This is a genomic window from Algibacter miyuki, from assembly GCF_030409805.1.
GTDB lineage: Bacteria > Bacteroidota > Bacteroidia > Flavobacteriales > Flavobacteriaceae > Algibacter > Algibacter miyuki.
This window is the reverse complement of the sequence record NZ_JAUFQP010000001.1, coordinates 106,867-131,326: the sequence shown is the minus strand read 5'-3', so window position 1 is coordinate 131,326 and position 24,460 is coordinate 106,867. Positions and strand designations below refer to the sequence as shown.

The 24,460-nt window shown below is 31.9% G+C and carries 18 protein-coding genes; 6 read left to right on the top strand and 12 right to left on the bottom strand.

Annotated features, from left to right (window positions below):
• Positions 1-416: 416 nt before the first annotated feature.
• The 10 genes from QWY92_RS00410 to QWY92_RS00365 all read right to left on the bottom strand — a co-directional run bounded on the left by QWY92_RS00410 (position 417) and on the right by QWY92_RS00365 (position 15,573).
• Complete coding sequence (locus QWY92_RS00410) at positions 417-1,976, bottom strand: family 20 glycosylhydrolase (protein ID WP_290267720.1); 1,560 nt, start codon at positions 1,974-1,976, stop codon at positions 417-419.
• 16 nt (positions 1,977-1,992) lie between these two features.
• Entirely contained in the window at positions 1,993-2,754 is a 762-nt protein-coding gene (locus QWY92_RS00405; protein ID WP_290267718.1) for a 6-phosphogluconolactonase, read from the bottom strand.
• Between the two features lie 127 nt (positions 2,755-2,881).
• Positions 2,882-3,628, bottom strand: coding sequence for a glycoside hydrolase family 16 protein (locus QWY92_RS00400; protein ID WP_290267716.1), 747 nt, complete (start codon positions 3,626-3,628; stop codon positions 2,882-2,884).
• Between the two features lie 17 nt (positions 3,629-3,645).
• Positions 3,646-5,091, bottom strand: coding sequence for a CBM96 family carbohydrate-binding protein (locus QWY92_RS00395; RefSeq protein ID WP_290267714.1), 1,446 nt, complete (start codon positions 5,089-5,091; stop codon positions 3,646-3,648).
• 44 nt (positions 5,092-5,135) lie between these two features.
• Positions 5,136-6,506, bottom strand: coding sequence for a RagB/SusD family nutrient uptake outer membrane protein (locus QWY92_RS00390; protein WP_290267711.1), 1,371 nt, complete (start codon positions 6,504-6,506; stop codon positions 5,136-5,138).
• Between the two features lie 12 nt (positions 6,507-6,518).
• Positions 6,519-9,611 (bottom strand): SusC/RagA family TonB-linked outer membrane protein, encoded by a 3,093-nt coding sequence (locus tag QWY92_RS00385; protein WP_290267709.1) that lies wholly within the window; start codon positions 9,609-9,611, stop codon positions 6,519-6,521.
• A 428-nt stretch (positions 9,612-10,039) separates the two neighbouring features.
• The gene (locus QWY92_RS00380; RefSeq protein WP_290267707.1) at positions 10,040-11,647 is read right to left on the bottom strand and encodes an aryl-sulfate sulfotransferase; all 1,608 of its coding nucleotides are present in this window, start codon (positions 11,645-11,647) and stop codon (positions 10,040-10,042) included.
• Positions 11,648-11,758: 111 nt separating this feature from the next.
• Positions 11,759-12,895, bottom strand: a complete 1,137-nt coding sequence (locus QWY92_RS00375; RefSeq protein ID WP_290267705.1) for an N-acetylglucosamine-6-phosphate deacetylase — start codon at positions 12,893-12,895, stop codon at positions 11,759-11,761.
• Positions 12,896-12,918: 23 nt separating this feature from the next.
• Entirely contained in the window at positions 12,919-14,406 is a 1,488-nt protein-coding gene (locus tag QWY92_RS00370; protein WP_290267703.1) for a sodium:solute symporter family protein, read from the bottom strand.
• A gap of 114 nt (positions 14,407-14,520) precedes the next feature.
• Complete coding sequence (locus QWY92_RS00365; protein ID WP_290267701.1) at positions 14,521-15,573, bottom strand: substrate-binding domain-containing protein; 1,053 nt, start codon at positions 15,571-15,573, stop codon at positions 14,521-14,523.
• Between the two features lie 291 nt (positions 15,574-15,864).
• Between QWY92_RS00365 and QWY92_RS00360 the strand changes: the two genes are divergently transcribed.
• Positions 15,865-16,509, top strand: a complete 645-nt coding sequence (locus QWY92_RS00360; protein ID WP_290267700.1) for a carbohydrate-binding family 9-like protein — start codon at positions 15,865-15,867, stop codon at positions 16,507-16,509.
• Between the two features lie 176 nt (positions 16,510-16,685).
• On the opposite strand, the gene QWY92_RS00355 is transcribed toward QWY92_RS00360, so the two are convergent.
• Both QWY92_RS00355 and QWY92_RS00350 read right to left on the bottom strand, forming a co-directional pair.
• Complete coding sequence (locus tag QWY92_RS00355) at positions 16,686-16,832, bottom strand: hypothetical protein (protein ID WP_290267698.1); 147 nt, start codon at positions 16,830-16,832, stop codon at positions 16,686-16,688.
• A 188-nt stretch (positions 16,833-17,020) separates the two neighbouring features.
• Positions 17,021-17,995, bottom strand: coding sequence for a helix-turn-helix transcriptional regulator (locus QWY92_RS00350; RefSeq protein WP_290267697.1), 975 nt, complete (start codon positions 17,993-17,995; stop codon positions 17,021-17,023).
• A gap of 212 nt (positions 17,996-18,207) precedes the next feature.
• On the opposite strand from QWY92_RS00350, the gene QWY92_RS00345 reads away from it, so the two are divergent.
• The 5 genes from QWY92_RS00345 (at position 18,208) to QWY92_RS00325 (ending at position 24,243) form a co-directional block, all read left to right on the top strand.
• On the top strand, positions 18,208-18,540 hold the full coding sequence (locus tag QWY92_RS00345; RefSeq protein WP_290267695.1) for a hypothetical protein: 333 nt from the start codon (positions 18,208-18,210) through the stop codon (positions 18,538-18,540).
• 5 nt (positions 18,541-18,545) lie between these two features.
• Positions 18,546-18,821, top strand: coding sequence for a hypothetical protein (locus tag QWY92_RS00340; RefSeq protein ID WP_290267693.1), 276 nt, complete (start codon positions 18,546-18,548; stop codon positions 18,819-18,821).
• Positions 18,822-18,848: 27 nt separating this feature from the next.
• Positions 18,849-20,417 (top strand): PepSY-associated TM helix domain-containing protein, encoded by a 1,569-nt coding sequence (locus tag QWY92_RS00335; RefSeq protein WP_290267691.1) that lies wholly within the window; start codon positions 18,849-18,851, stop codon positions 20,415-20,417.
• A 154-nt stretch (positions 20,418-20,571) separates the two neighbouring features.
• Positions 20,572-22,941, top strand: coding sequence for a TonB-dependent receptor (locus QWY92_RS00330; protein WP_290267689.1), 2,370 nt, complete (start codon positions 20,572-20,574; stop codon positions 22,939-22,941).
• A gap of 57 nt (positions 22,942-22,998) precedes the next feature.
• Positions 22,999-24,243, top strand: coding sequence for a DUF4374 domain-containing protein (locus QWY92_RS00325; protein WP_290267687.1), 1,245 nt, complete (start codon positions 22,999-23,001; stop codon positions 24,241-24,243).
• Positions 24,244-24,460: the final 217 nt, after the last annotated feature.

The window sequence follows — 24,460 nt, the reverse complement described above, 5'->3', positions numbered from 1 at the left end:
TTGTAATTTTAAGATGTTTCAATCTTAATACGAACTTAAAACAGAAAATAAAATTGAGGAAATTCATCAAAATAAAATGATGAATGCGTATTTTACTTATGGGAAATTTTTAATAGTATTTACGAGTAACCTTAGTTACGAAGAAAATGTAAAATGTGGACGAAATACTTGAAGGTTATTTTAAAACTAGAGAATCGATTCTAATCTAGAATAACGAAATTATAAATGAAATTCAAATTTTTAGAAAACCTAAAATAAGGATTACTGAAGAAGTTTCTACTAAAGTATAAATTCGTCTAATGGAAGAAAACGAATCTATAATATCTGAAACTACAACCTTGAAAACAGCATTGAAAATCTGTGCATGCAACGTTATAGTTTCAGTGAATTATATTATTTATAAATAATGTTTGTATTTATTTCAATTTAGCCAATCGATCATAAAGTACATGAACCGCTTGCACGCGTAATTCATTTTGTTCTTCTAATTCTGAATCATAAAGAAATCCTTTATTCAACGCAATAAATCTTTTATTCAACGCTTTTGCATCTGCTAAAATAGTATCTAGTGCTTTAAGCAAAATAGGTGCTTGAGACCTCACAAAACTAGGCGCATTATATTTAGACTCCACTTCCTTAAAATCTAAATAATGTACTCTTAAATCGGCCATTAATTTAAATTGATCTAGTTCAGCTTCATTTTGTTTTGGTTTTAATTTCAATAATGCTTCTCTAAGCACATTATATTTAGTTTTAACCTCAGCGATATTTTCACTCTTAGTAGGTTTTCCATTACTTATAAGTTCTGGTTCTGCTGATAAAAAACGCCATAAAACTGAAGCATCTTTTTTATTCAAACCAAACCTTGTTTTGGCATATTCGGTAACAAAATCTTCCGGGTTTAAAGCTTCTTTCACATTTAAAGCCTTAGTATAACTCGCTATTAAAATACGAAAAGCCAATAATGGATAGGTGTTCCTTATTTGAACCATATCTATAACATCATACCCAACATCCCAAGTAAAACCATATACACCTGTGGTAGACCACGAGGTTATAACCATACCTTCATACCCAGCCTCTCTTGCGTATGGAATAAATTCTTTTTGGTTTTTAAAATGCGTAGTCCAATCGGTTACATACCAATTATCAGGATGACACCTAATGGCTGGCGCTCCCCAAAATTCGAATCCCATTTCCTGAAGTTTTGGAATATCTCCAAAATGGTTAATTTTCCATCCGTAATTCCAATCTATAAAAATGGTTTCCTTAGGTAATTCGGCTGCAGCTTCAGGGTGCTTTAAAATAATATCGGCCCACATTACGGGCTTTTTCCCTAACTCTATTACCAGTTCGGTTATCATCTTCATGTAATCTACAAATAATTTAGATTTACCTTCTTCCTTCACCTTTACTTGACATTTTTCACAATGCCCAAGTAAATAAGTTTCATCTCCTCCGATATGAATATAGTCTGAATTATGAGTTTCTACCAAATCTGAAAATAAATCTTTAAAAAGCGCTTTGCTTTCCATAGCTTCCATTGGACATAATTGAGAAATATCTTTTCGATCTTCTTTTAAGTTGCTATATCTAGGATTTCTTAAAATGTATTCCACATGCCCCAAACTTTGTTGTAACGGAATTACTTTAATTCCTAAGCCATCGCAGTAGGTAATAAAATCTTTTACTTCCTCTCGAGTATATGAATATTCATTGGAAATTACCGCATGTTTTTCATACGGGTATGTGCCTTCCCATTCCATAATTAAGGTATTAATACCCATTTCAGAAAGCTCATTCGCTAAAGTTTTAAGCGCCTCTGGAGTCATCACCTGTATTCGAAGATCCAAATGAAACCCTTTGACTTTAAAATCTTCCGTAGAAGCTATTGTTTGCGCTGTGATATTTACAGTGCTCGTAAACATCAAAGTTACTAGTAATAAGAATTTAAAAATATTTTTATAATTCATCATATCTTAATCTACAATTTTATGCGTTTTCTAAAGATTCTATGCCTTTATAGGCTGCTTTATCGAAATAGTAATTACAATCGGCATGCGTTGTTAAAATAGACGCAGGACAAGATGTGCTTAAAGGTTCAGTAAGGGCATTTTTAACAGCTTCACTCTTTTTTGCTCCTAAAACTACACAAAATAAATGTGTTCCTTTTAATAGCGTTGGAATCGTTAACGTTATTGCTTTCTCAGGCACTTTTTCAAAAGACTCAAAACAGCCATCATTGACTTGTTGTATGCGGCATGCATCATCCAACTCGACAACTTTTACTATTTCAGCATCATTAAAATCGGCTACATGCGGATCGTTAAAAGCCAAATGGCCATTCTCTCCTATGCCTAAACACACAATATCAATAGGACCTTCTTCTAACAAATTAGTATATCTTATAATTTCGCTTGGCACATCATTATTTACATTAATGGTGTTTTTGTTTAAAGGTACTTTTGAAAACAAATTATCTTCTAAATAAGACGAAAATAATTGTGGAGAACCGGGGGCTAACCCTATATATTCATCCATATGAAATGCCTCTATTTTACGCCAATCTATTATTTTAGATTGCGTCAAATAATTAAGCATAGAGTCTTGAGAAGGTGCAGCTGCAAAAACTATTCGTATCTTTTCTTTTGTTTTTTGTAATTGTACGATACAATCTTCAACTGCTTTTCCAGCAGCTATACCTGTTGTTGTCTTGTTAGAAAGAACGTTTATATTCTGGGTAAAATCTAGCATTTCTTTTATTAAAAATTATTATTAAAACAGAGCGTAGGTGCTCTATGTTAGGTTAAAAAAATTCTGGCTAGTAAGTTAAAACCAACCAGAATTCTATTATTGCAGACTAATTCAATAATTATAAAACTTATAGTATTTCTACGCGATCTATAATCATTTCTGCAGGTAGATTATTTGTTGGAGCATTCCCTCTAAACAACCATAAATTCAATTTTAATTTCTCATTATTAAGGGGCGGAATATCGCTTCCTGTGTACGTCCAAGTACTAATTACATCTTCTTCATTAGGTTCTAAGGTGTGCCCTTGGTAGCTCGCAAACTCAATACTATTAGCTTTCCAATCGAAGAAATGCGTTGATAAATCACTTTTCAAATTTAAATCATAACGTGTTTTATTTCCTGCACTATACGACGGTTGTACAGCAAATTGAGAGTCTTGGTTTTCAGACTGAGACCATTTAGAAAACTCTATATCGATTTCTTCATTATCGTTTTTATACGTAAAAAGTCCGCCCACAACGTTTTCATCCAATTGGTCTACTCTACTCGCTACATAAAAAACATACTTTTTATAACCTTGAGATAGACGTAGTGTGACTCCTGAACAGTACCAATGACCGCCTTTTTGAACAATTTTTAAGTGTAATCGACCTTCTTCATCTACCCAAACATTATCTTCTGAATCTGAAAATAAATTAGGACCTGGACCTTGTTTAGCATCATCGGAAGTCCTTACTATCCATTCATAACCCGAAAAATTAATGATTCGTGTTATGGGTTCAATGGGTTGAATGTTTTCATCCTTAGGTGAACTGCAAGAGCTAATGGCTAATAATATTATTACAATATAATGCATAGGGCTATTAATTTTCATGTGTTAGACTACTAGCATTATTGCACTGTTATATTTATACTGAAAGCATCTAAAGTTGCTCCTGCTTTATCTTTTCCATCAACTATAATAGTATCTTCAGTTCCTTCACCATTATTTATGTAAACCACATTCATGGCATCAATATCTTCTTGTGTAAAAGATTCTCCCACCTGTAAAACACTAGCGCCCCTTATTAACCAACCATTTAGTGGTGCTTGTTGAATTGTAAAACTAACATCGGCCGGTATGGATCCAGAAACCTCTAAAACATCGTTGTTTAAAGCGTAAGCCTCTCCACTATTAACAATGAATCCTGTATTTTTTTCGATTATTAAAGTAGTACCTCCAGAAGCATATCTTGCAATTAACATAGGTGCGTAGAATCCTCCTGTATTTTCTTTAGAATGGAACTCATCGGTTTCATCTTTACCTGCTTCTTGATCTACCATAAGAGCAATGCGTCCATTGTGATCTAATCCATTGTAGTAGTCAATGATATCAAATTCAAATTTATCTACTTTTGATGATGTTATTGTAGATATTGGTTCCGTGGTAGGAAAGTTAGCATTATCAAAAGTTAATCCCATTTCTGTCCATGAGGTGTCTTCTACGTTGTAAACATCTACATCAATTCCTTTTGCAGCTGTAAAACTTACTGCTAATTCAAGTTTTAAATCGACTATAACTCCTTCTTTTGTAAAATCTTCTAGGTTATACATTAAAAAAACCTTTCTGTCATAACCTCCACTACCAGTTACATTTTTCAATCTCATACGTACATCAGCACCATAATTACGTCCAGAATTGCTTCCACCATTAACATAAGTATCTGCTATTGGAAATATAGTATCTCTTACTATATCATCCGGTCCCTCTATACTTGTAGAGCGCGCTGAAAAATAAACTATAGATGGTAAAATATGAATAATACCATTAGTTGCTTTTAAATTGGAAGTAAAAATGCTCCATTGTTTGTTAGTGCCTTCATTTACTAACCCCATATAACCACTAGTTCGTGATAAAAAAATGGTTTGACCATTTTCACTCATATATGGCAACGGATTATTGCTTTCTGAAATATTTGGATCATCAAAAGATACTGTAGCATTTACGACATGGTATTTAATAGTATTGCGTAAAATTGGCACTGGTACTTCAGACAAATCTGTGTATGCGTTATCTTGAAGGTAATCTTCGAATGCTTGATTTGAAGGTGCTATAAATGTTTTGTTAGCACTAGACTCGTACAAACTTTCTGTGTTTGTAAGTTTTATAGCTTCTTCAAAGAGACTTAAAGAGTCTATTGCTTGTATATATTCCCAAGCATTTACACCTAACGAAGCATTAGAGTTTGAATTTTGATATGAAAAATTCTCTTGAATTTCACAGCTGTGAAACAAACTTGTTACACCTGCAAACAAAACTGCTATAGTAACATATAAAATTGGTTTATTATTTTTCATTTTTTTTGAGTTTAAATTTTATTGAACAATGATGTGTCTTACAATTATTTATAAAAATCATTCTGTTCTAAGCTAGGATTTCTATTTATCGCATCTTCATGAATAGGCCAAACAAGATTTGCCTCATCACTTAATCCGTTAATGGGATTCATGGTGCTTATAGCTTTTCCGGTACGTACTAAATCGAACCAACGATGTCCTTCAAAAGATAATTCAATTAATCGTTCATGCAATATTGCAGATTCCAAATCGCCATACAAGCTATTTGCATCAGCAAGCGTTAATTCTGGAACGCCCGCTCTTACTCTTATCGTGTTTAATAAATTAAGAGCCTCAGTAGTGTCATTTAATTTATTATGAGCTTCTGCTTTTAGAAGCATAATATCTGCTAATCTAACAAGAACAATATTATTAGCAGATGGGTCTGCACTTTCATCACTGAAACCTTTCCCAAAGAATTTCCATATTTTTCGTGGATTTTCCTCTGTAGTATCCCAAATGAGATCTTTTCTTAAATCGTTATCTTCAAAAGTACCTCTAAAAGATTCACTTGGAAAATAATCACTATCCGCACCAATAGCATACAAAACACGTAAAGCATTGGTTTGTATATCATTATAACCTACTTCAAAAATACTTTCATTAGAATATCCAGAAGTAAATATTTTAGACCAATCGTTCATAGGTACTAATGAGTAAAGGCCATTATCTATTACTTTTTCAGCAGATTCAATAGCGTTTGCATATTCCTTTCTCCACATATATACTTGTGTAAGAAATGCGTTTGCTGCACCTTTGGTTAATAATATTCGAGTATTATCTCCCGAAAAATTATCTCTACAGTTTTCACTTGCGAAAATAAAATCTTCAACAATCTGATCGAGTACTAATTCTTGATCTGTTTTTGAAATAAAAAATTGCTGATCAACACTTTCGTAAGGTTCTGTAATTAATGGAACATCGCCCCAAACCCTAACAGCATAAAAATAAGAAATTGCTCTTAAGGCTCTTGCTTGAGCTATAAGTTGTAAACTATATTCACTTTCGCCCTCAAAAACATCTGGGATATATTTAATAGCATAATTTGCACGACTAATCGTTTCATAAATATTATTCCAACTTGCAGATGAAATATCTAGACTCAATGTGTTTTGCTGTAACGCTAATGGATCTCCAGAATGATTTGTATTAACTGCATCAGCACGACCTTCTCCCCAATAAGAAAAATTTATTCTAAATGTAGATTGTAATGCATCATAAATACCATAAACACCGGCCTGAGCATCACTAGATGTTTGATAAAATCCTTGACCAGAAAAACTACTTACAGGATCCTTTTCTAAAATTTGTTCTGAACAAGATACCGCAAGACATGCAAGAAGCCCTATTCCTATAATATTTTTTATGTATTTCATAATATTTTTATTTTAAAATCCAATATTTAAACCTAACATGATAGTACGACTTTGTGGGTAAGATCCCTCGTCTACACCTTCTCTTAAACCACTATAAGAATTAACATCAGGATCGAAACCGGTATATTTTGTCCAAGTAATAACGTTAAGTGCAGAAGCGTAAACCTCTACCCTTCTTAGACCAAGTTTAGATACAACAGGATCAGAGAAATTATACTTTAAATTTATGTTTTTAAGTTTTATATAAGAACCATCTTCAACCCAACGGCTTTGAATTCTACTATCCGATTGTAAAGGATCATCTTGAACTGGTTTTGGAAAATCTGTAACATCACCTTGTTCTCTCCATCTGTTTAATGCATCTGTAGATAAGTTATTATATCTTACAATAGAATTTCGTTGATGATTTATCTCACTATATATATCGTTTCCGTAAGAAAACTGAAAAAACACACCTAAACTAAGGCCTTTATAAGAGAAGTTATTTGTTATACCTCCAAAGAAATCTGGTGTTGCATCTCCAATAACCTGTCTGTCATTATTATCTATAATATTATTACCATCAACATCTTCCCAGATAGGATCTCCTCCTTCAAACACAGCACCTAAAGCACCATTGGTAACTTGATTAACATTGTCTTCATCTCGTGAATAAACACCATTAAATTTCCAACCGTAAAACGTTCCTATTGGACTACCTTCTTTTAATATATGATAACTACCATTTTGAATAAAACCATTTGTTAATAAATCTTCAGGTAGCTCTGTAATTTGGTTACGGTTAGAACTGATATTAAAGCCAGTATCCCATTTAAATTCACCAACTAAATTACGTGAGTTAAGTGATAATTCTATACCTTTATTTTCAATACTCCCAATGTTTTGCGTTACATAAGAAAACCCTGTCGTTCTTGGTATTGGAACATTATATAGTAAATCTTCGGTAACTTTTAAGTATACATCTGCATTGAATGTTATTCTATTTTTCAAGAAAGACAAATCTAAACCAGCATTATATTGTGTTGTTGTTTCCCATGATAAACCAGAGTTTGGCATAACAGATGGCGCAGCTCCAGAAAAATCTAAATAATTAGCACCAACAGCAAACTCTCCTTGTGCCGTATAATTACCAATAGACTCATTACCTGTTTGCCCAACACTTAAACGTATTTTGGCATCATTTACAACTTCTATATTCTTAAAGAAATTCTCGTCTGAAAAACGCCAAGCTAAAGAGGCCGATGGAAAATATCCAAATCTTTTATCTTCACCAAACCTTGAAGAGCCATCTGCACGAAGGTTAGCTTCAAATAAATATTTTCCTTTATAATCATAAGACAATCTTCCAAAATAAGATAGTAATGAATGTTCTGTTGTGATATTTACATCTTGATTAGAAATGGTTCCTGCACCATTTAACGTTGTTATATTATCGCTAGAAAAGAACATACCATCTAATCCTGTTCTTTCATATTGCCAATTTTGAAAACTCATACCTGCTAGAGCTCCAAAATTATGATTTTCTCCAATTTGTTTATCTAATGTTAAAAAGGTTTCATTACCCCAAGTTAAATTATTTATGGCGCGAACTTCACCGCTATTGTAACCTGCTCGATAATCTAGTGTAGAAGGAAGAAACTTATCTTCTTTCATAGAAACATAATCTAAATTTATATTGCTACGTAGCTTTAATCCTTTTACAATATTATATTCAACATATTGATTTCCTATAATACGATTGCTTTTATTAAGGTTTGTTGCAAGCTCTGCTAAACCAACGGGGTTCCGTCTACCAAATTGATACCCATTATACGAACCATCTGGCAGATATATTGCAAAAGTTGGGGGACGAACCAATAATTCTCTTATAATACTTAGGTTATTAGCACCAGCAGCATTAATTCTTTTATTAACTCCATTTGTATAAGATATACTTTGACCAAAAGTAAATTTGTCTGAAACTTTAAAATCAACATTTAAACGAGACGTAACTCTTTGGTAATTTGAATTTAAAATAATACCATCCTGATCTAAAAAAGAAGAACTCCACGAATACTTAACATCATCTGTTCCACCACGTACAGCAAAATCTATTTTATGCTGAGGCGCAATTCTAAGCACTTCATCTTGCCAATCTACATCACCACTATTTCTAGGGTTTAAAGAATCGATAACAATAGCATTAGGTTGCGTTGGGTTATCCATATTTCTGTAAGAATCAATAACCGCATCTCTATATTGGCTCGCATTTAAAACACTTAGTTTACGAGTTAAACTACTGATACCAGTCGAAATATTAATATCAACTTGTGCTTTTCCAGATTTTCCACGTTTAGTGGTTATTAAAACAACCCCGTTAGCAGCACGAGAACCATAAATAGCTGTAGATGCCGCATCTTTCAATATTTCAATAGATTGAATGTCATTAGGGTTTATATCCGCTAATGGATTTAAACCAAAATTTTCAGTACCATTTAAAGTTGATAAAGAATTAGACTCTATTGGAACACCATCAACAACATAAAGCGGTGTATTTCCAGAATTTAAAGACGAGTTCCCTCTAACCTTGATAGACATCCCTCCTCCTGGAGAACCTGAATTAGAAACAACTTGAACTCCAGCAGCTCTACCTTGTATTGCAGATATAGGATCTTGTAAATTAGATTCACTAATATCGTCACTGCTTATAGAAACGATTGACCCCGTTAAATTCCTTTTCTTTTTAACACCATAACCAACTATTACTAACTCATCAAGCTCATCAATAGCGGGAGATAAAGCGACATTTATTTCTTTTTCATTACCAATTTTAATTTCCATTTCAACATATCCTAAATATGTGAACAATAAAACATCGTTAGGAGAAACATCTCCTATACTATAAGTACCATCCATCGTAGATGATACGCCCCTAATAGAGCCTTTTAGAATTATGTTTACTCCAAACAAAGATTCTCCTGTTATTTCGTCAGTAATCTTACCAGAAACAGTCATATTCTGAGAATACATATGAGCTGTAGAAAAACAAATAGCAAGCAACGCCAAAATTGTTTTACTCTTCCATTTCCATAGACCGAGAAAAGGTTTTTTCGTTAGTTTTTTCATGAATTAAAATTTGTTATTGAGAATTAGTTTCTCAAATATAATTAAAATTATATTTAATGCAAACGTTTGCATTAAATATTTTAACATTATTTTTAACATTTAACATATTAAAAGACCTAAACCATAACAATAATTCATCAATACAACTCTTTACATAAAATAAAGCAGTAAAAAAATGCAAACGTTTGTTACATTTAAAATTATTGATACGATTAATTAAGTAATTGAAATTTTTAAATGAAGAATTTAAGAAATCTATAAATTTGATATATTGAAGCGTTTAGATGTTTTCATGGCTTCAGAATATTGATTTTCAACCTTTACACTGCTTTTCAACATACCATAAATTGAAGGTATTTAAACCCAACATACTATCTTTTTTTCAGAATGTTTTAGCGCAATAGGTTTATGAGTGATAATGATAAAAATTAGTTGACTATAATTTTTATTCGTTTGATTATTCTTTCTTTTTCAAATTCAATAAAATAAAAACCTGAATTGACATTAATGAGTACATGGTCACCCAAAAAGTTCTTAGATGTAAAAGTAACTCTACCATTAATATCAATTATTCTAATAGCATCTAACTCTATTTTTTTACTGAATTTTAGAACATTACCGACCACTGGATTGATTACCCTAACATTATCGATTTCATCTTGAACTATGTTTAAAGTTGCACAAGCGCTAGAAATGGAATTCTCATTTTCAATAAGACCTTTAGGAGTTAAATCTTTTCCGGAAAAACCAATGTAATTGGCAGGGTATTTTTCAGCTCTAAAGATGGAATTAAAATTTGTTGAAATATTTTCAAATTGATTAAAGATCCTATTTCCCGATGGATTTTTGTAAGTCCAAACGAGCTCACCTGTTTTTGTAATTTCAGAAACTTGCCCTAATGAAGTTTCGCAGATAATAAAGTTTCCGTTTGGAAGACTATGAGCACCCGATTTTTTATTTTCAAACATAGTTTTTCCCAATATAGTACCACTCCACGACCAGTTAAAATATATTGGTTTAAATGTGTTGTTATCTTTTAAATAGGCATTATCAATAATTTCTGGTGAAATCAAATGAACGGAGCTATAAAGTCTAAAATCTTCACCTCCATTATTAAATACAGATATTTTACCAGCATCCAAATAACCCGGTTCTACCCATTTAGCATCATGTTGTAAAAATAGTTTTTGATCATCGGCCCCACCTTGCTTGTAAACCATTGGGTTTCCCCATCGCCATAATATATCACCTCCACGATTAAAATTACCCCCCGTATTACCTGAAGCTTGCACAAGCGTAGTGCTATGATCAATAATATAAATTTCATTTAAATGCCTTGCAGAAATTATAATTTGATCTAAAGAATCGTTATAATCAATACTATTTACATGAGTATAACCTCTATCGCTAGCTTCAAAATAGGGGTCAACGTAATTAATATCTATCTTTTCAGGATGGTTTTGAACGTTACCATAATTAAGTTTTGTAGCATCATGATCTTGAATAAGATGATCTATAAATTTCCATTCCCAGACAATTTCAGCATCATTTGCTCCTATTGGTTTTAATTCGACTATTTTATCGAGGTCAATATACGCGCCTACTTTAAGAGGGTCTTTTCCGTAGGCAATAATATCGTTTCTCAAATAGGTATCTCTAACAACGCATAAAATATTTCCATTAGGTAACGGTTCTATATCATGATGTTGATTTATTCCGTTAGCCTGTATTTCATAGCTCCATAGCACTGTATTATCCCAATCTCTAATTTCCAAAAGGTTATCCCCTGCTCGAAGTAAAGTTCCATTCTCTAAAAGATAACACGTTATTCCTGGAAATTCTGTAAAAGTCCATTCGTTAATCTTTTCGCCGCAATTATTAATTAAATACACACTGTTATTGACTTCTGGAGTAAATAATGTGTAGCCCTCTGTAGCACCATTATTTGAAAAAAGAACCCCTACCGTTGGGTTTTGTGACCAAACGACAGAAGTCAATAAGAAAAGAATACATGTTATTTTTTTTATCAAAACCATGTTATATAAAGTTAAATTCTTGTAATCAGAATAATAGAGAAATTCACAAATAAAAATTACTATTTTATAGTTAATTTATGTAACTCTAAATCTCGTAACCTAATGTCCTGTCTAATATACTAAGTCCACTATCCGTTTTCCAGATTTAAAGACACTTAAAACAGAGACTATGTTGTCTTGTATTTTAAACAAAACAAAATCATCATTATTATCATTTATACGGACTAATTCTTTTGGTTTTTTCGATGCTAACAACCAAGCGTCCGATAAGCTTAAAATATCACTAGAAATAAGTTTATTAATACAATCCAACAAAGAAACTGCAGATCCGGCCAATAAATTTTGATTCTTATTTACTGAAAGTCTTCCTCCTTCTTCTAATTTAACCTCGCCTCCTATATGAGAATCATAGATTCCAGTCTCCATCCCTGCAAACATGGTAGAATCGCTCACCAGAATAACATTCTCTTTTTTAACCCCTAATACAATTTTTAAAAAATTATCAGGTAAATGAAATCCATCGGCTATAATACTTGGGGTTAATTTATTATTGGCTAATTGATCAAAAATAATATTTGAATTTCTGTGAAGCGATAAAGGAGCGCCATTACCAAGATGTGTAGACATTGTTGCTCCTGCATTAACAGCAGCGTTTATTTGTGCGTTGCTTGCCACGGTATGCCCTATTGAAACAATAATATTATGCGCTGTACACTTTGCAATAAAATCTACTGAATTATCCCATTCCGGACTTATGGTAATGATTTTAATTCTATTTCCTGATGCTTCCTGAAATGCTTGAAATAATTCCCAATCGGGCGCTTTAATATAATCTTTGGAATGTGCACCAGAAGCCTCTTTTACAGGTGAAATAAAGGGACCTTCTAAATGAATTCCACTGACATATGAATCTATTAAAGCATTTTGTAAACACAGTTCATCTATATTTCTCAGAAGATTTATAATATTCTCATCAGAATTTGTGATAACCGTTGGAAAAAAAGATAAAACACCTTCTTTTGAAAGACTTTCAATCACCTTAAGAAAATCGTTTTCTATTATTGGAAACGTGTTGAAATCGACTCCTGAAAACCCATTTATTTGAAGATCTAATAAACCAGGCCCCATAAAAACAGCTTCAGAATCATCAGTTTCCACTTTTGTTTTTGAAATCAATACATTATCATCAATTACTATTTGAATTAATTCATTGGAAATACAATCAACACAGCTAATAGTTTCTTTCATTATTCTTTCAGAATTATTAAAATTTAATTTTCAGATTTTTTATCAATAGATTCAAGCAGCTCCAATACTTCCGAAGATACTTCTGCTTTCCGATTTATAAAACCAAAAAGGATATACAAAAAAACAGATACCATTAGCGGTAAACTAATCTCTAATGCAAAAGGCAGACTTATAGAGAAAATTTTAATTAAAGCAAAACTCGTTAAACCTCCAAAAATAGAAACTAAAGCAGCTGTAGATCCACTTTTTCTGAATAATGGAAGCATCCCTAGCAACATAGGTACCGCAATAGGCCCAACAAGTGCTGCAAACCAAGTTACTATAAGTCCTAAAATACCACCGAAAGATTCATATTGAGTCGCTATAAGAATTGTAAAAAAGATGAATATAAATGTTACTTTCCTTGCTACAATTAAAGGATTGACCGAAGTATTAACATTGAATTTTTTAAAATGAAGCGGCAATATATCTCTAGTAATTACTGCTGAAATTGTATTGGCATCACTCGACGTCATAGACATGGTAGTTGCAAACATCGAAGCCAACACTAAACCAATCATCCCTTTTGGTAATAAGGTGATGGTTAAAAGCCCATAAGATTCTGTAGGATCTTCCAAATTTGGTAACAAAATAGGTGCTGCCCACATTGGAAAAAACAATATTAATGGCCAAATTAAATATAATATACCTGATAGTATTGCTGCTCTTTTTGTATTCTGTTCATCGGGAGAAGAAATGTACTTTGTAGCTAAATTCCATGTACCGCCATTATAACTTAACATATTTATAAATAAGAACGCTAGTGCAAAGCCAACGGTATAAGGTTCTCCAAAAGGCTCACTATTTTGGGCCGGTAATTGATCCCAAATAGTAAAAACAGAATCTATACCACCTAATTTAGATGTGGCTGCAAAGAACATAACAATTCCAGCACCAATTTGAACAATAAACTGAATAAAATCACTCACGGTTACCGCCCATAATCCTCCTATGGTAATGTATACAATGGAAATCCCTCCAGAAAAAAGTACTCCATAAAGGATAGGAACACCTGTAAATACTTTTAATAAAATAGCAATAGCTGCCCATTTAGCCGCAACATCAAACAATTTTAAAACAACACCGCTCCAGGCTATAACTTGTTGTGTTTTTACGCCGTATCGTATAGCGAGGTATTCTAAAGGCGACTGTATGCCTATTTTTTGCCTCAACCTAACCCAACGTACCGGAAAGATATTTATGGTCACTAAAATTGAAATACCAACCGTCATGGCCCACCATACATATATGGAAAACCCATGGGTATAAGCTAATCCCGCATAAGCCACAAACACAGCTCCACTATAACCAGAAACATGATGCGAAATACCAGATAGCCACCAAGGCAAATTACCTCCTGCTGTAAAATAATCGCCAGAGTCTTTATTTTTATAATGTGCCCAAACTCCAATAGCTACCATTATTAGAAAAAATATAATAATTACAATCCAATCTAATAGTTGTAGCGTCATGTTGGTTTTATTTATGTGAATTAATAATCAGTGATTTAATTTACGGTAACGTACCTCAAAAATATAAAAAAAAACACACTAACCTAGTATGTTTCAAAAAAAGACGTTATTTATTTAATAATATTTATAATTCTTCTTTGTTATAATATCTAAGGGCATGATGATTTCCTTCTCAACTTCCTTCTTAAGAACAAGATGCTCAAACAACTTAAAAACAGCTTGATACCCTTGCTCTTCGGGACGTTGACAAATAAGAAAATCTATAATTTCTTTTTCAAGATATTCAATGTCTTCACGAAAAAAATCATAACCAATAAGATATATTTTATCACCGCCCCGTTTTTCAAAATATTTAGCGATGTACGCCACTTTAGAATTAGGAATAAAAACACCTTTAATAAATGGATTCTCCTTTAACGTTTTAAATAAAACACCACTTATGGCATCTTCATTAAAATCTGTTAAAACCAATGACTTGGTCGTTATAGCATTATTGTTTTCTTTCAAATAAGCATTCATTCCTTTTTCCTTGAGACTTATTATCCCCTCTGTATCCATGGTCTTTTTTAGATGTAACACTAAAATTTCACCCTTATTAAAACAATAATTAAATAATTGAGCGGCTAGTTCTCCACTTTCAAATAAAGGTTGATGGATACTGGATAATGCATCTATTTTTCTTACGTTGGAATCAATAAAAACGTACGGACGATTCTTTTGTTTACAATCTTCTAATAAAATTTCAATCTCATCAGCAAACTTAGACGTTAAAACCAAACCTTGAATATCGCTATTAATTAATTCTAGTATTTTCTTTCTAATTTCCTTGTTATTATCTTGTTTGAAGGTGTAGGTTTTTATCTTGATATTATACTGTGCTAATTCTTTTTTAGCTTTCAGAATTCCTTGCATAGGAAACTCCCAATACCCAGAACCTTCAGAAATATTAGGCAACAAAACACCTATTACAATTTTCTTACTTTTTGATAAATTACTAGCCATAATATTAGGCTTGTATCCCATTTGTTTTATAACCTTTAAAACCTTTACCTTTGTTTTTACGCTTACTCCCGCACGGTTATGTATCACTCGATCTACTGTTGCCAATGCAACGTTAGCAGCTTTTGCAACATCTTTAATACCTATTACGCGCTCATCATTATCCATACCAAACTTTTATACTATTTTGAAAACTTATTTCCCTCTAATTTACACAACAAAATTAAGCTATATCTTTTTATTACTACATGCATTAAACCTAAATGAGCTATAAAAATTTGCTTTCATTTACAAGTTCTACTAAAAATGTTACTCATTATTCAAAATTACGCCCTTCAGAATTTTAAATATAACTTCAAATAACGGTAACGCCACTCAATTTATATAAAAAAAACAGATAAATAGTTAGTAAATTTAATTAGTTTCGTTATCTTAAATTATATCAGAATAAAAATATCAGTGAAAAACAAACTTGTAGTACCCAATATTTCTAAATTTTTAAATAAAAAAACAAGCTTTAAACAGGCCTTAAAATGGATTGATTATCATCATATAGACCAATATTCATGGGAAAAACCAGATGAGTTCCGCCATGTCCGTTTTAAAATAGCACACGATGGTAAAAACATTTATTTACACTACGATGTTATCGAACTTGAAATGGCGGCTAAATACCTTAACCACAACGATCCGGTTTGCAAAGATAGCTGTGTAGAATTCTTTATTAGCTTTAAAGACGACCCTAATTATTATAATTTTGAGTTCAACCATTTAGGAACTATATTATTAGGAATTGGTCCAGACAGACACCAAAGACAATTAATAGACAGTAAAATAATAGATTTAATTAAAGTAAAAACGAAAATAAAACGAATAAATCAACATGGTTTAACCACATTTAATTGGCAATTATTTATTAAAATCCCTATAAAAACTTTTTCGTTTAACACTATAGAGTCCTTTGAAAATCTAAAAGCTAGAGGTAATTTTTATAAATGTGGAGATGAGCTTTCCACACCACACTATATTAGTTGGAATCCGATAGAATCTGAGAAACCAGATTTTCATTTAAAATCTTATTTCGGAGACATTGATTTTAATTAAAAAGTCTTTTATTTTTTAACTTAGACACTTTTATCTATCAAAAATTAACGGGAAACTGAACAACAAAAATGAACTGAATGATAAATTACAATTTGACTAAAAGAAAAGCATAAAATGCATGGCCGAAATTAATCAGCTATTTTTTATTTTAATACTCTTTTTTAAAGTTCACCTTTTTAAATGAACAAAAATAAATCTTCATCATCTATTGAAGATGCTGTTAATAAAGGTATTGTTTTATCGTTTTTTACTTTTTCAGCACTTAATAATTTTCCAAAATTAAGGTGTTCCAATCTGTTTTTTAATGCTTCTAATATTTTCATAACGCATATCTTTTTTTCGTTTATAAATATACGATGCATGCAGCATATTTAGATGCTCGAAAATTGACAAAAAACCTTAAAAACAAAGAATTAGCATTCATTTAACAATTACATATCATACAGGTTACATTGCTGCATTTTCCGATAATAAATCGAAATAATTAGAAAGCTTAGAGAAAAAACCGCTGTTAGTTGTCATTAATAAACTTACTTGGTGTAACACCATATTTTTTTTTGAATGCTGTTGAAAAATGTTGCGCATTTTTATAACCAACAATTTCAGAGATATCGCTTATTGTGTGTTTATTTTCTATTAACAATTCTTTTGCTTTATTCATTTTCAAATCGAAAATATAACCAAAAACTGTATTTCCAAAAGCAGCTTTAAAACTTTTTTTTAAAGTAAATTCATTAGTACCGAATTTTTTTGACAAAAACTCTAAGGTCAATGGTTTTGCAAAGTTTTTAGCAAGATAAGCTTCGATTTTAATTATTTTTTCCTCGTCATTCGATTTAGTTTCTTTTATATCACCATTTTTAAACTGGTCTAGTTGCAGCAGTAACAATTCTAAAACTAAAGAATTCATATGGATATTCCTGTAACCTCCTGTCCATTTTGAGTTTACTATTTTATCAATTAACAAATGCATTTTTGAGGAGATATAGCAATTTTCTTTTTTAAGTTTTCCTGTTTTATTTTGTTTAATCTGTTTTCTAAAGTCTTTAAATTTATTTTCATCCGGAAGAAATTGATTAAAAAATTTTAATGAAAAATTAATACGAACGAGAGAAACGACACCTTCGGATATTTCTAATGCTCCTGATATACTAGTGTAAAAAAATATGTTATGTTCATTTTTATTAAAGTGATTCGTATGTGATATTTTTTCAATATTAAAACCAAAACATCCTTTTTTAACAAAAACCATCCCTACAGTTTCTCCTTTAAAATCGAATGAAATACTGTTATTTTTACTATTATGAAAGGTTCCATAACCAATTTTAAAATTATAATAAATGAGTTCCTTATAGCTCCCTTTAAGCGCATCACTATCAAAAACAGTGGTAACTTCTCTCGTGCCACAGCCATCTACCACAATAGTACTTGGAGCGTTATCAAAAATAATTTCTTTGTTATTTATAATTTTTATACTATTTATCATTATTCCGTTTTACGTATTTTTTAATCCGTTTCACGTATTAATTAAATCGCTTTCCCTATTAATTTTGCAAATGTATATTATTTATATTTAATCTAAATAAGAATAATAAAACGTTTTTTAACATAATATTTAAGATTTTGAAATGAAGCAGCTTATAAGTCCTCCTAAAAAGAAATATATCTATTTGACACAGTGAAAACAGAAAAAAGACTATGATAACTTTAATATCCACATTCGCTGTTCTTGGGTTCTACATGCTTTACAGTACAAGTAAACGTGCAGAGTTGACTTTTAAATACAAGTTTCAACACAGCATTAATCAAAACGAAAAAACCGCTAAATACTTGGCTTTAATATTTTTTACCAGTAGTCTTTTTCTTTCTATAATTACTTTAGGTATTTCTTCGGGAATATTTTCTTTTCTAATTGTTTTAATGACGGTAGGAAGCTTAGTTGTTCTTTTGGCACCACTTCATTTTTTTAATCTACCCATTCTAATATTCATTATGATGTTCTGCTTTGTAACCGAAATCTTCCTGACTTAAAAAATATGCCAGCAAATAAAAAACACCTCTCATCACCATTTCAACGATTCGCAAAAATAACCGCTGGTTTTATTGGCGGCTATATTGTAACCCAAGTATTTCATATGTTTTTAGTAGTATTTTGGAATGCTCCAAATACTTTAATAACCATACGTTATGCTGGTATTATTCTTTGGACTGTTCTACTCGTCGTTGCTTTTTTAGGAAAAAACGGACTAAAAATATGGGCTATATATCTTCTAATTAGCCTCGTTTTCCTATCTCTCATTTACTTCAAATAACCTTATATCATTTAACTTATAGTCAATATGTCCAACAGAATATATAATATTATGTTTCATACGCATGCGGTAAGCGGCATTATCATTAGCGCTGCTTTGTATGTTATTTTTTTTACAGGATCTATATCTTTTTTAAGAGACGAAATTATAGCCTGGGAACGTAATGAACCTGTAACAGATAGCTATTTTAGTGAAGTGAATTTTGATGATTTATTAATTAGCCTTGAAAAAGAACATGAGTTAAATAATAGAGATATTTCTTTTTACCAACGTATTGAAGGGCAAATGGCCTCTACCGTGATATCGCCTCCCAAAAACGTAAAACCTCAAAAAAAAAGACAACGCAGAAACTTTTTTGTTACAAATTTATCGTCTTACAAAACAGAAAAATATCAAGACTCTTACACCTTAGGAGAGTTTTTCTATAGACTTCATTTTTTTGCACAGCTTAACTTATTAGGCCAATCGGGATACTTACTTGCTGGTATTGTTGCCTTTTTCTTTCTATTTGCTGTTATAACAGGTGTTATTGTGCATTGGAAAAAAATAATTTCTAGCTTTTATGTTTTTAGGCCTAATAGCAAATGGAAAACGATCTGGACAGACGCCCACGTATCTTTAGGAATTATTGGTCTGCCATTTCAGTTTATGTTTGCAGTAACAGGTGCTTACCTCATCATTGGTTATTCCATAATGCTCCCTCCTATTGAAACTTTTTTATTCAACAACGATACTAAAGAATTTAATAAAGCTTTAAATACAGAAAAAACAATGACGTACGATTTAAAAGGTGAAGCTTTTCATGGTGCCATTTCTTATAATAGTTTTATTGAAAAAACAAAAGACAAATGGCCTAATCTAAAAATTAATAAGCTTGAAATTTATAATTATGGAGATGCCAATATGCATGTTAAAGTGGAAGGTCATCCGCTTTTTAAAGATAAATTCATAGGCACCGGGCACCTTACTTTTAACGCTATCAATGGTGATGTTGTAGACGAAAAAAACCCTTATCTAAAAACGTCATACGTTGAAGGTTCTACCGATGTTTTAAAAAGACTTCACTACGGTGATTACGGAGGTTATGGCATGAAACTTATCTATTTTGTACTCGGCTTAATAACTTGCTTTGTAATTATATCTGGCGTGTTAATATGGTTGGTGGCACGCGACAAAAAAAATGTACCAGAGTATAAAAGAAAATTTAATGGTTGGTTGGTAAACATTTATATGGCTATTTGTTTAAGTATTTACCCCATGACAGCACTTGTCTTTCTAGTTGTTAAATGCTTTTCTAATGACTATGAAGGCGGCAAAAAAGCACTAATCTATAATGTCTTCTTCTATGGTTGGCTAGCCATAAGTACATTTTTCATAATAAAACGAGATAACTATTTCACAAATAAAGCATCACTACTTTTAGGTAGTATCCTTGGTTTTTTGGTTCCCATTTCTAACGGAATTGTTTCTGGAAATTGGCCATGGGTTACTTGGGAAAAGGGATATACTCAAATTTTTGTTATGGACGTTTTTTGGATATTACTATCAATAACCGCACTTGCTGTTGTTTTCAAACTCAAACCAAAAGAAAAATAACATGTCATTATAATAATTACGTGAGTTATTTTACTATTAAAAACCTATTCCGTTTCACGTATATCTTTATCCGTTTTGCGTACTCAAAAATTAAATTTCACAACATACATTTACAAGACTATTAATAATTAGTCTAAATAAGAATGATTTTAAAATGTTTAAAAAAAATATATACTTTACAATAACTATCGGCTTACTATCCTTTCTTAGTTTTTCTCAATCACCAGAAAGTATTATAAAAGGTGTTGTATTAGATGAATCTAAAAATCCCGTACTTGGAGCCACTGTAATTATTCAAAACCTAAACAAAGGAGCTGTTACAAATAGTAGTGGCGCATTTAAATTTAGTGGTGCCTACAATGGCACATACACTATAGTCACAGCCTACCTAGGTTACAAAACTACAACCCAAAACATCACAATTATACCAGGGCAAACAAAAACACTTTCCGTTGTTTTACAAGAAGAAAGCACCACGTTAAACGAAGTTTTAGTTACGGGTAAAAGTTTAGTACAACAGGTCAAGGAACGCGCGTATAATGTTAGCGTTGTCGATGCAAAAAAACTACACACCACAACCCTAGACTTAGGCCATGCCTTAGATCGTGTTTCGGGAGTGCGTATCCGCGAAAGCGGAGGTGTTGGCTCTCAAATGAGTTTTTCGCTTAATGGTTTTAAAGGGAATCAAGTGCGATTTTTTATTGATGGTGTACCTATGGATAATTTTGGTTCATCATTTCAAATCAATAATATCCCTATAAATTTAGCCGAACGTATTGAGGTTTATAAAGGGGTTGTACCGGTTGGTTTAGGCGCCGATGCTTTAGGTGGCGCCGTTAATATTATAACGAATACTTACAAAAAAAATCATGTAGAAGCCTCCTATTCTTATGGCTCGTTTAATACACATCGCTCTTCTGTAAATGCTATTTACGTTGCTAAATCTGGGTTTGTAGCCCAAGTCAATGCATTTCAAAATTATTCTGACAACAATTATAACGTTAATGTGGATGTCGCCGATTTAGTTACAGGTGAATATTTCCCAAACCAAACCGTAGAGCGTTTTCATGACACCTACCATAATGAATCCGTCATTTTTAAAACAGGTGTGGTTAACAAATCGTTTGCCGATCAATTATTATTTGGAATTACATTAGGTCAGAATTATAAAGAAATTCAAACAGGTGCAAGAGTGGTTAGTGTCTTTGGTGACTGGCACACAAAAGGAACCATCATTATGCCAACTTTAAAATATCAGAAGAATAATTTCTTCATTAAAAATTTAGATTTTCTATTCAATGCCAATTTCAATTTAGGTGAAGAAAAAAATATTGATATTGAAAACAGACGCTATAATTGGTTTGGAGATTATAAGCAATATGATGACGCTGGAGGAGAACGCTCCTACTCGCTATATAAATACAAAAATAACAACGGCGTTTCTACAGCAAATTTAAATTATAAAATTAACGACCATAGTAATGTTGTAGTAAGCAACACTTTTAACACCTTTAGCAGGGTTGGACATAACGAGCTAAACCCAGATAGTGAAATTTACGAGCATCCTAAAAAGAATAAAAAAAACATAACGGGTTTAGGTTACGACTATAAGCGCGATAATTGGAATGCCTCTGTTTTTTTAAAGCAATACTTTCAACAAAATACATTTGCCCAATCTTATAACCCAACGGGGAATTATGGAGATGTTGCTTACAATGACTATACCGACAAGTTTAATGCAACAGGTTATGGCCTCGCTTTAACTCATTTTTTTAACGAAAACCTTCAATTGAAAGCCTCATTTGAAAAAAGTTATCGTTTACCAGAAGCCAATGAAATTTTTGGAGACGAAATTAATCTTGAAGGTAATAAAAACTTAAAACCTGAAAATAGCAACAATTATAATTTAGGCTTAAGTTACTGGTTTTACATAAACAAAAAACATCAGTTTAATATTAACACCAGTGGTTTTTATCGAGATGCTGAAGATTTCATTAGAGAGAAATTTAGTCCGAACCAAGCTGAAACAACCATGGATAATCTAGGCGGTGTAACAAGTACAGGTATAGAAACAGAAATAAGATACCAACTGGAAAACAGCTTAACTATTGGGGCCAATTTAACTTACCAAAACTTACGTAATAACACCAAATATGAAGAAGGCCAAACAGTAGTAAGTATTGTTTATAAAGACCGGATTCCTAACATGCCTTATTTGTACGGTAATGCAGATGTGAGTTACAATTTTTCGAATATAGGAAGCAAAAACAGACAGCTAAGTGTAGGTTACAATGCCTTATATGTTCATGCTTTCTATCTATACTGGCCAAGTTTGGGCGGTAGTGGTAAACTAGATGTTCAAGAACAAATCTCACATGATTTAAACGCCACATTTTCATATAATAAAAAACTACAATTTACATTAGAGTGCAGAAACTTATTAGATAAAAACCTCTACGACAATTTTAGTCTGCAAAAACCGGGACGAAGCTTTACAGGAAAAATTAAATATACTTTTTTATAAGTTTTCCCTATTACTAAAAACAATTACAAACCATTACATATTTTAAAATTAATTACAATGAAAAACAAAAACCTCTATTTAAGCATACTAGCTACAGCCGCATTATTTGCATCATGTAGTGATGATGATACCCCGAAAACAGAAGAAATATCTGAAGGAGAAGCAAAATACATTATTACCGCAACTCCAACAGCATCTGAAGGTGTAGCCGATTATATTTTAACAACAAACGATTTAAGTCAAGGAAAAATTACAACCGTAGGTAATGGTGTGGAACAAGATGGAACATACCGATATTATATAACGAGTAATAACAAATTTTTTAGTATGCTTTATGGCCAAGGTAATCCTGGAGCCGTTACTACTTATCAATTAAATGACACTGGCTCTTTAAATAAATTATCAGATTTTCAATCAGAAACGGTGCAAGCCTTTGCTCCTGTTGATGACGATATTTTATTAATGAAAATTTCAAGAAGTTCTGATGACCCAACTGCTTATTGGTACAGTTTAGACACCAATATTTCTCAATTTGTTGCTGAAGGACAAATTAACACACAAGAATTGGCAAATAAAGAAAACGGAGAAATTGCTTTCTTTACATGGATTACTCAAGTTGGCGATAATGTATATTTACCATATTACACTATTAAAGGAACTGGAGATGATAGAAACGGAACATTATATCCTGATGAAGCTAATATTGCTGTTTTCTCATACCCAGAAATGGAATATGTAAAAACAATTCAAGACAATAGAACAAGCTTTATTGGTCGTTATTTTAATAGCGGACTTGCGGTTGATGAGCAAGGAGACACCTATGCTGTTTCTTCATCTGTAGCAACAAACAATGGTGAATATGTTTCTACTAAACCTTCGGCTATAACTAGAATAAAAAGCGGAACTACCGAGTTCGATTCTTATTATTTTAATATTGAAGAAGCAACTGGTGGTAAATACGCTACAACACAAATGTATTTAGGTAATGGAAAATTATTAATTAACCTAGAAGAAGTTGCTAATAGAGGCGCCTATACAACGGGAAAAGAATTTGGTATCGTTAACCTTTATAATGAAACTATTACAATGGTAACAGGTATTCCCAATGTTGATGAAATTACTTCCATCCCTTTTAGAGGTAATTATGTGTCCGAAGATGGAAAAACGGCTTATGTAGGTATTACCACCACCACCGGAAGTTTTGTTTATACTATTGATGTAAATACAGCAACAGCAACACAAGGTCTAGAAGTTGAAGGAGGCGTTATTACTGCAATAAATAAGCTAAACCCTGCCAATTAAATTCTCCCTAAATACCCCAAACCGATTATAAAAAGAGGCTTAAATTATTTACAATTTAAGCCTCTTTCTTTTTTTATTCAACTTAGCCCTTTTCAGAATCATATCATAAAAAAAGGGCTATTAAAAAATAACCCTTACCCTTTTTTACAGTAGCAACTAACTCAAATAATAATTTATTTTTCAGTAAAATGGGGTTTAATAATTTATGTGTAAATAC

Coding starts and splice junctions, on each gene's coding strand:
- QWY92_RS00410 (WP_290267720.1), bottom strand. CDS start 1,976: ATGATGAATTATAAAAATATTTTTAAATTCTTATTACTAGTAACTTTG.
- QWY92_RS00405 (WP_290267718.1), bottom strand. CDS start 2,754: ATGCTAGATTTTACCCAGAATATAAACGTTCTTTCTAACAAGACAACA.
- QWY92_RS00400 (WP_290267716.1), bottom strand. CDS start 3,628: ATGAAAATTAATAGCCCTATGCATTATATTGTAATAATATTATTAGCC.
- QWY92_RS00395 (WP_290267714.1), bottom strand. CDS start 5,091: ATGAAAAATAATAAACCAATTTTATATGTTACTATAGCAGTTTTGTTT.
- QWY92_RS00390 (WP_290267711.1), bottom strand. CDS start 6,506: ATGAAATACATAAAAAATATTATAGGAATAGGGCTTCTTGCATGTCTT.
- QWY92_RS00385 (WP_290267709.1), bottom strand. CDS start 9,611: ATGAAAAAACTAACGAAAAAACCTTTTCTCGGTCTATGGAAATGGAAG.
- QWY92_RS00380 (WP_290267707.1), bottom strand. CDS start 11,647: ATGGTTTTGATAAAAAAAATAACATGTATTCTTTTCTTATTGACTTCT.
- QWY92_RS00375 (WP_290267705.1), bottom strand. CDS start 12,895: ATGAAAGAAACTATTAGCTGTGTTGATTGTATTTCCAATGAATTAATT.
- QWY92_RS00370 (WP_290267703.1), bottom strand. CDS start 14,406: ATGACGCTACAACTATTAGATTGGATTGTAATTATTATATTTTTTCTA.
- QWY92_RS00365 (WP_290267701.1), bottom strand. CDS start 15,573: ATGGATAATGATGAGCGCGTAATAGGTATTAAAGATGTTGCAAAAGCT.
- QWY92_RS00355 (WP_290267698.1), bottom strand. CDS start 16,832: ATGAAAATATTAGAAGCATTAAAAAACAGATTGGAACACCTTAATTTT.
- QWY92_RS00350 (WP_290267697.1), bottom strand. CDS start 17,995: ATGATAAATAGTATAAAAATTATAAATAACAAAGAAATTATTTTTGAT.
- QWY92_RS00345 (WP_290267695.1), top strand. CDS start 18,208: ATGATAACTTTAATATCCACATTCGCTGTTCTTGGGTTCTACATGCTT.
- QWY92_RS00340 (WP_290267693.1), top strand. CDS start 18,546: ATGCCAGCAAATAAAAAACACCTCTCATCACCATTTCAACGATTCGCA.
- QWY92_RS00335 (WP_290267691.1), top strand. CDS start 18,849: ATGTCCAACAGAATATATAATATTATGTTTCATACGCATGCGGTAAGC.
- QWY92_RS00330 (WP_290267689.1), top strand. CDS start 20,572: ATGTTTAAAAAAAATATATACTTTACAATAACTATCGGCTTACTATCC.
- QWY92_RS00325 (WP_290267687.1), top strand. CDS start 22,999: ATGAAAAACAAAAACCTCTATTTAAGCATACTAGCTACAGCCGCATTA.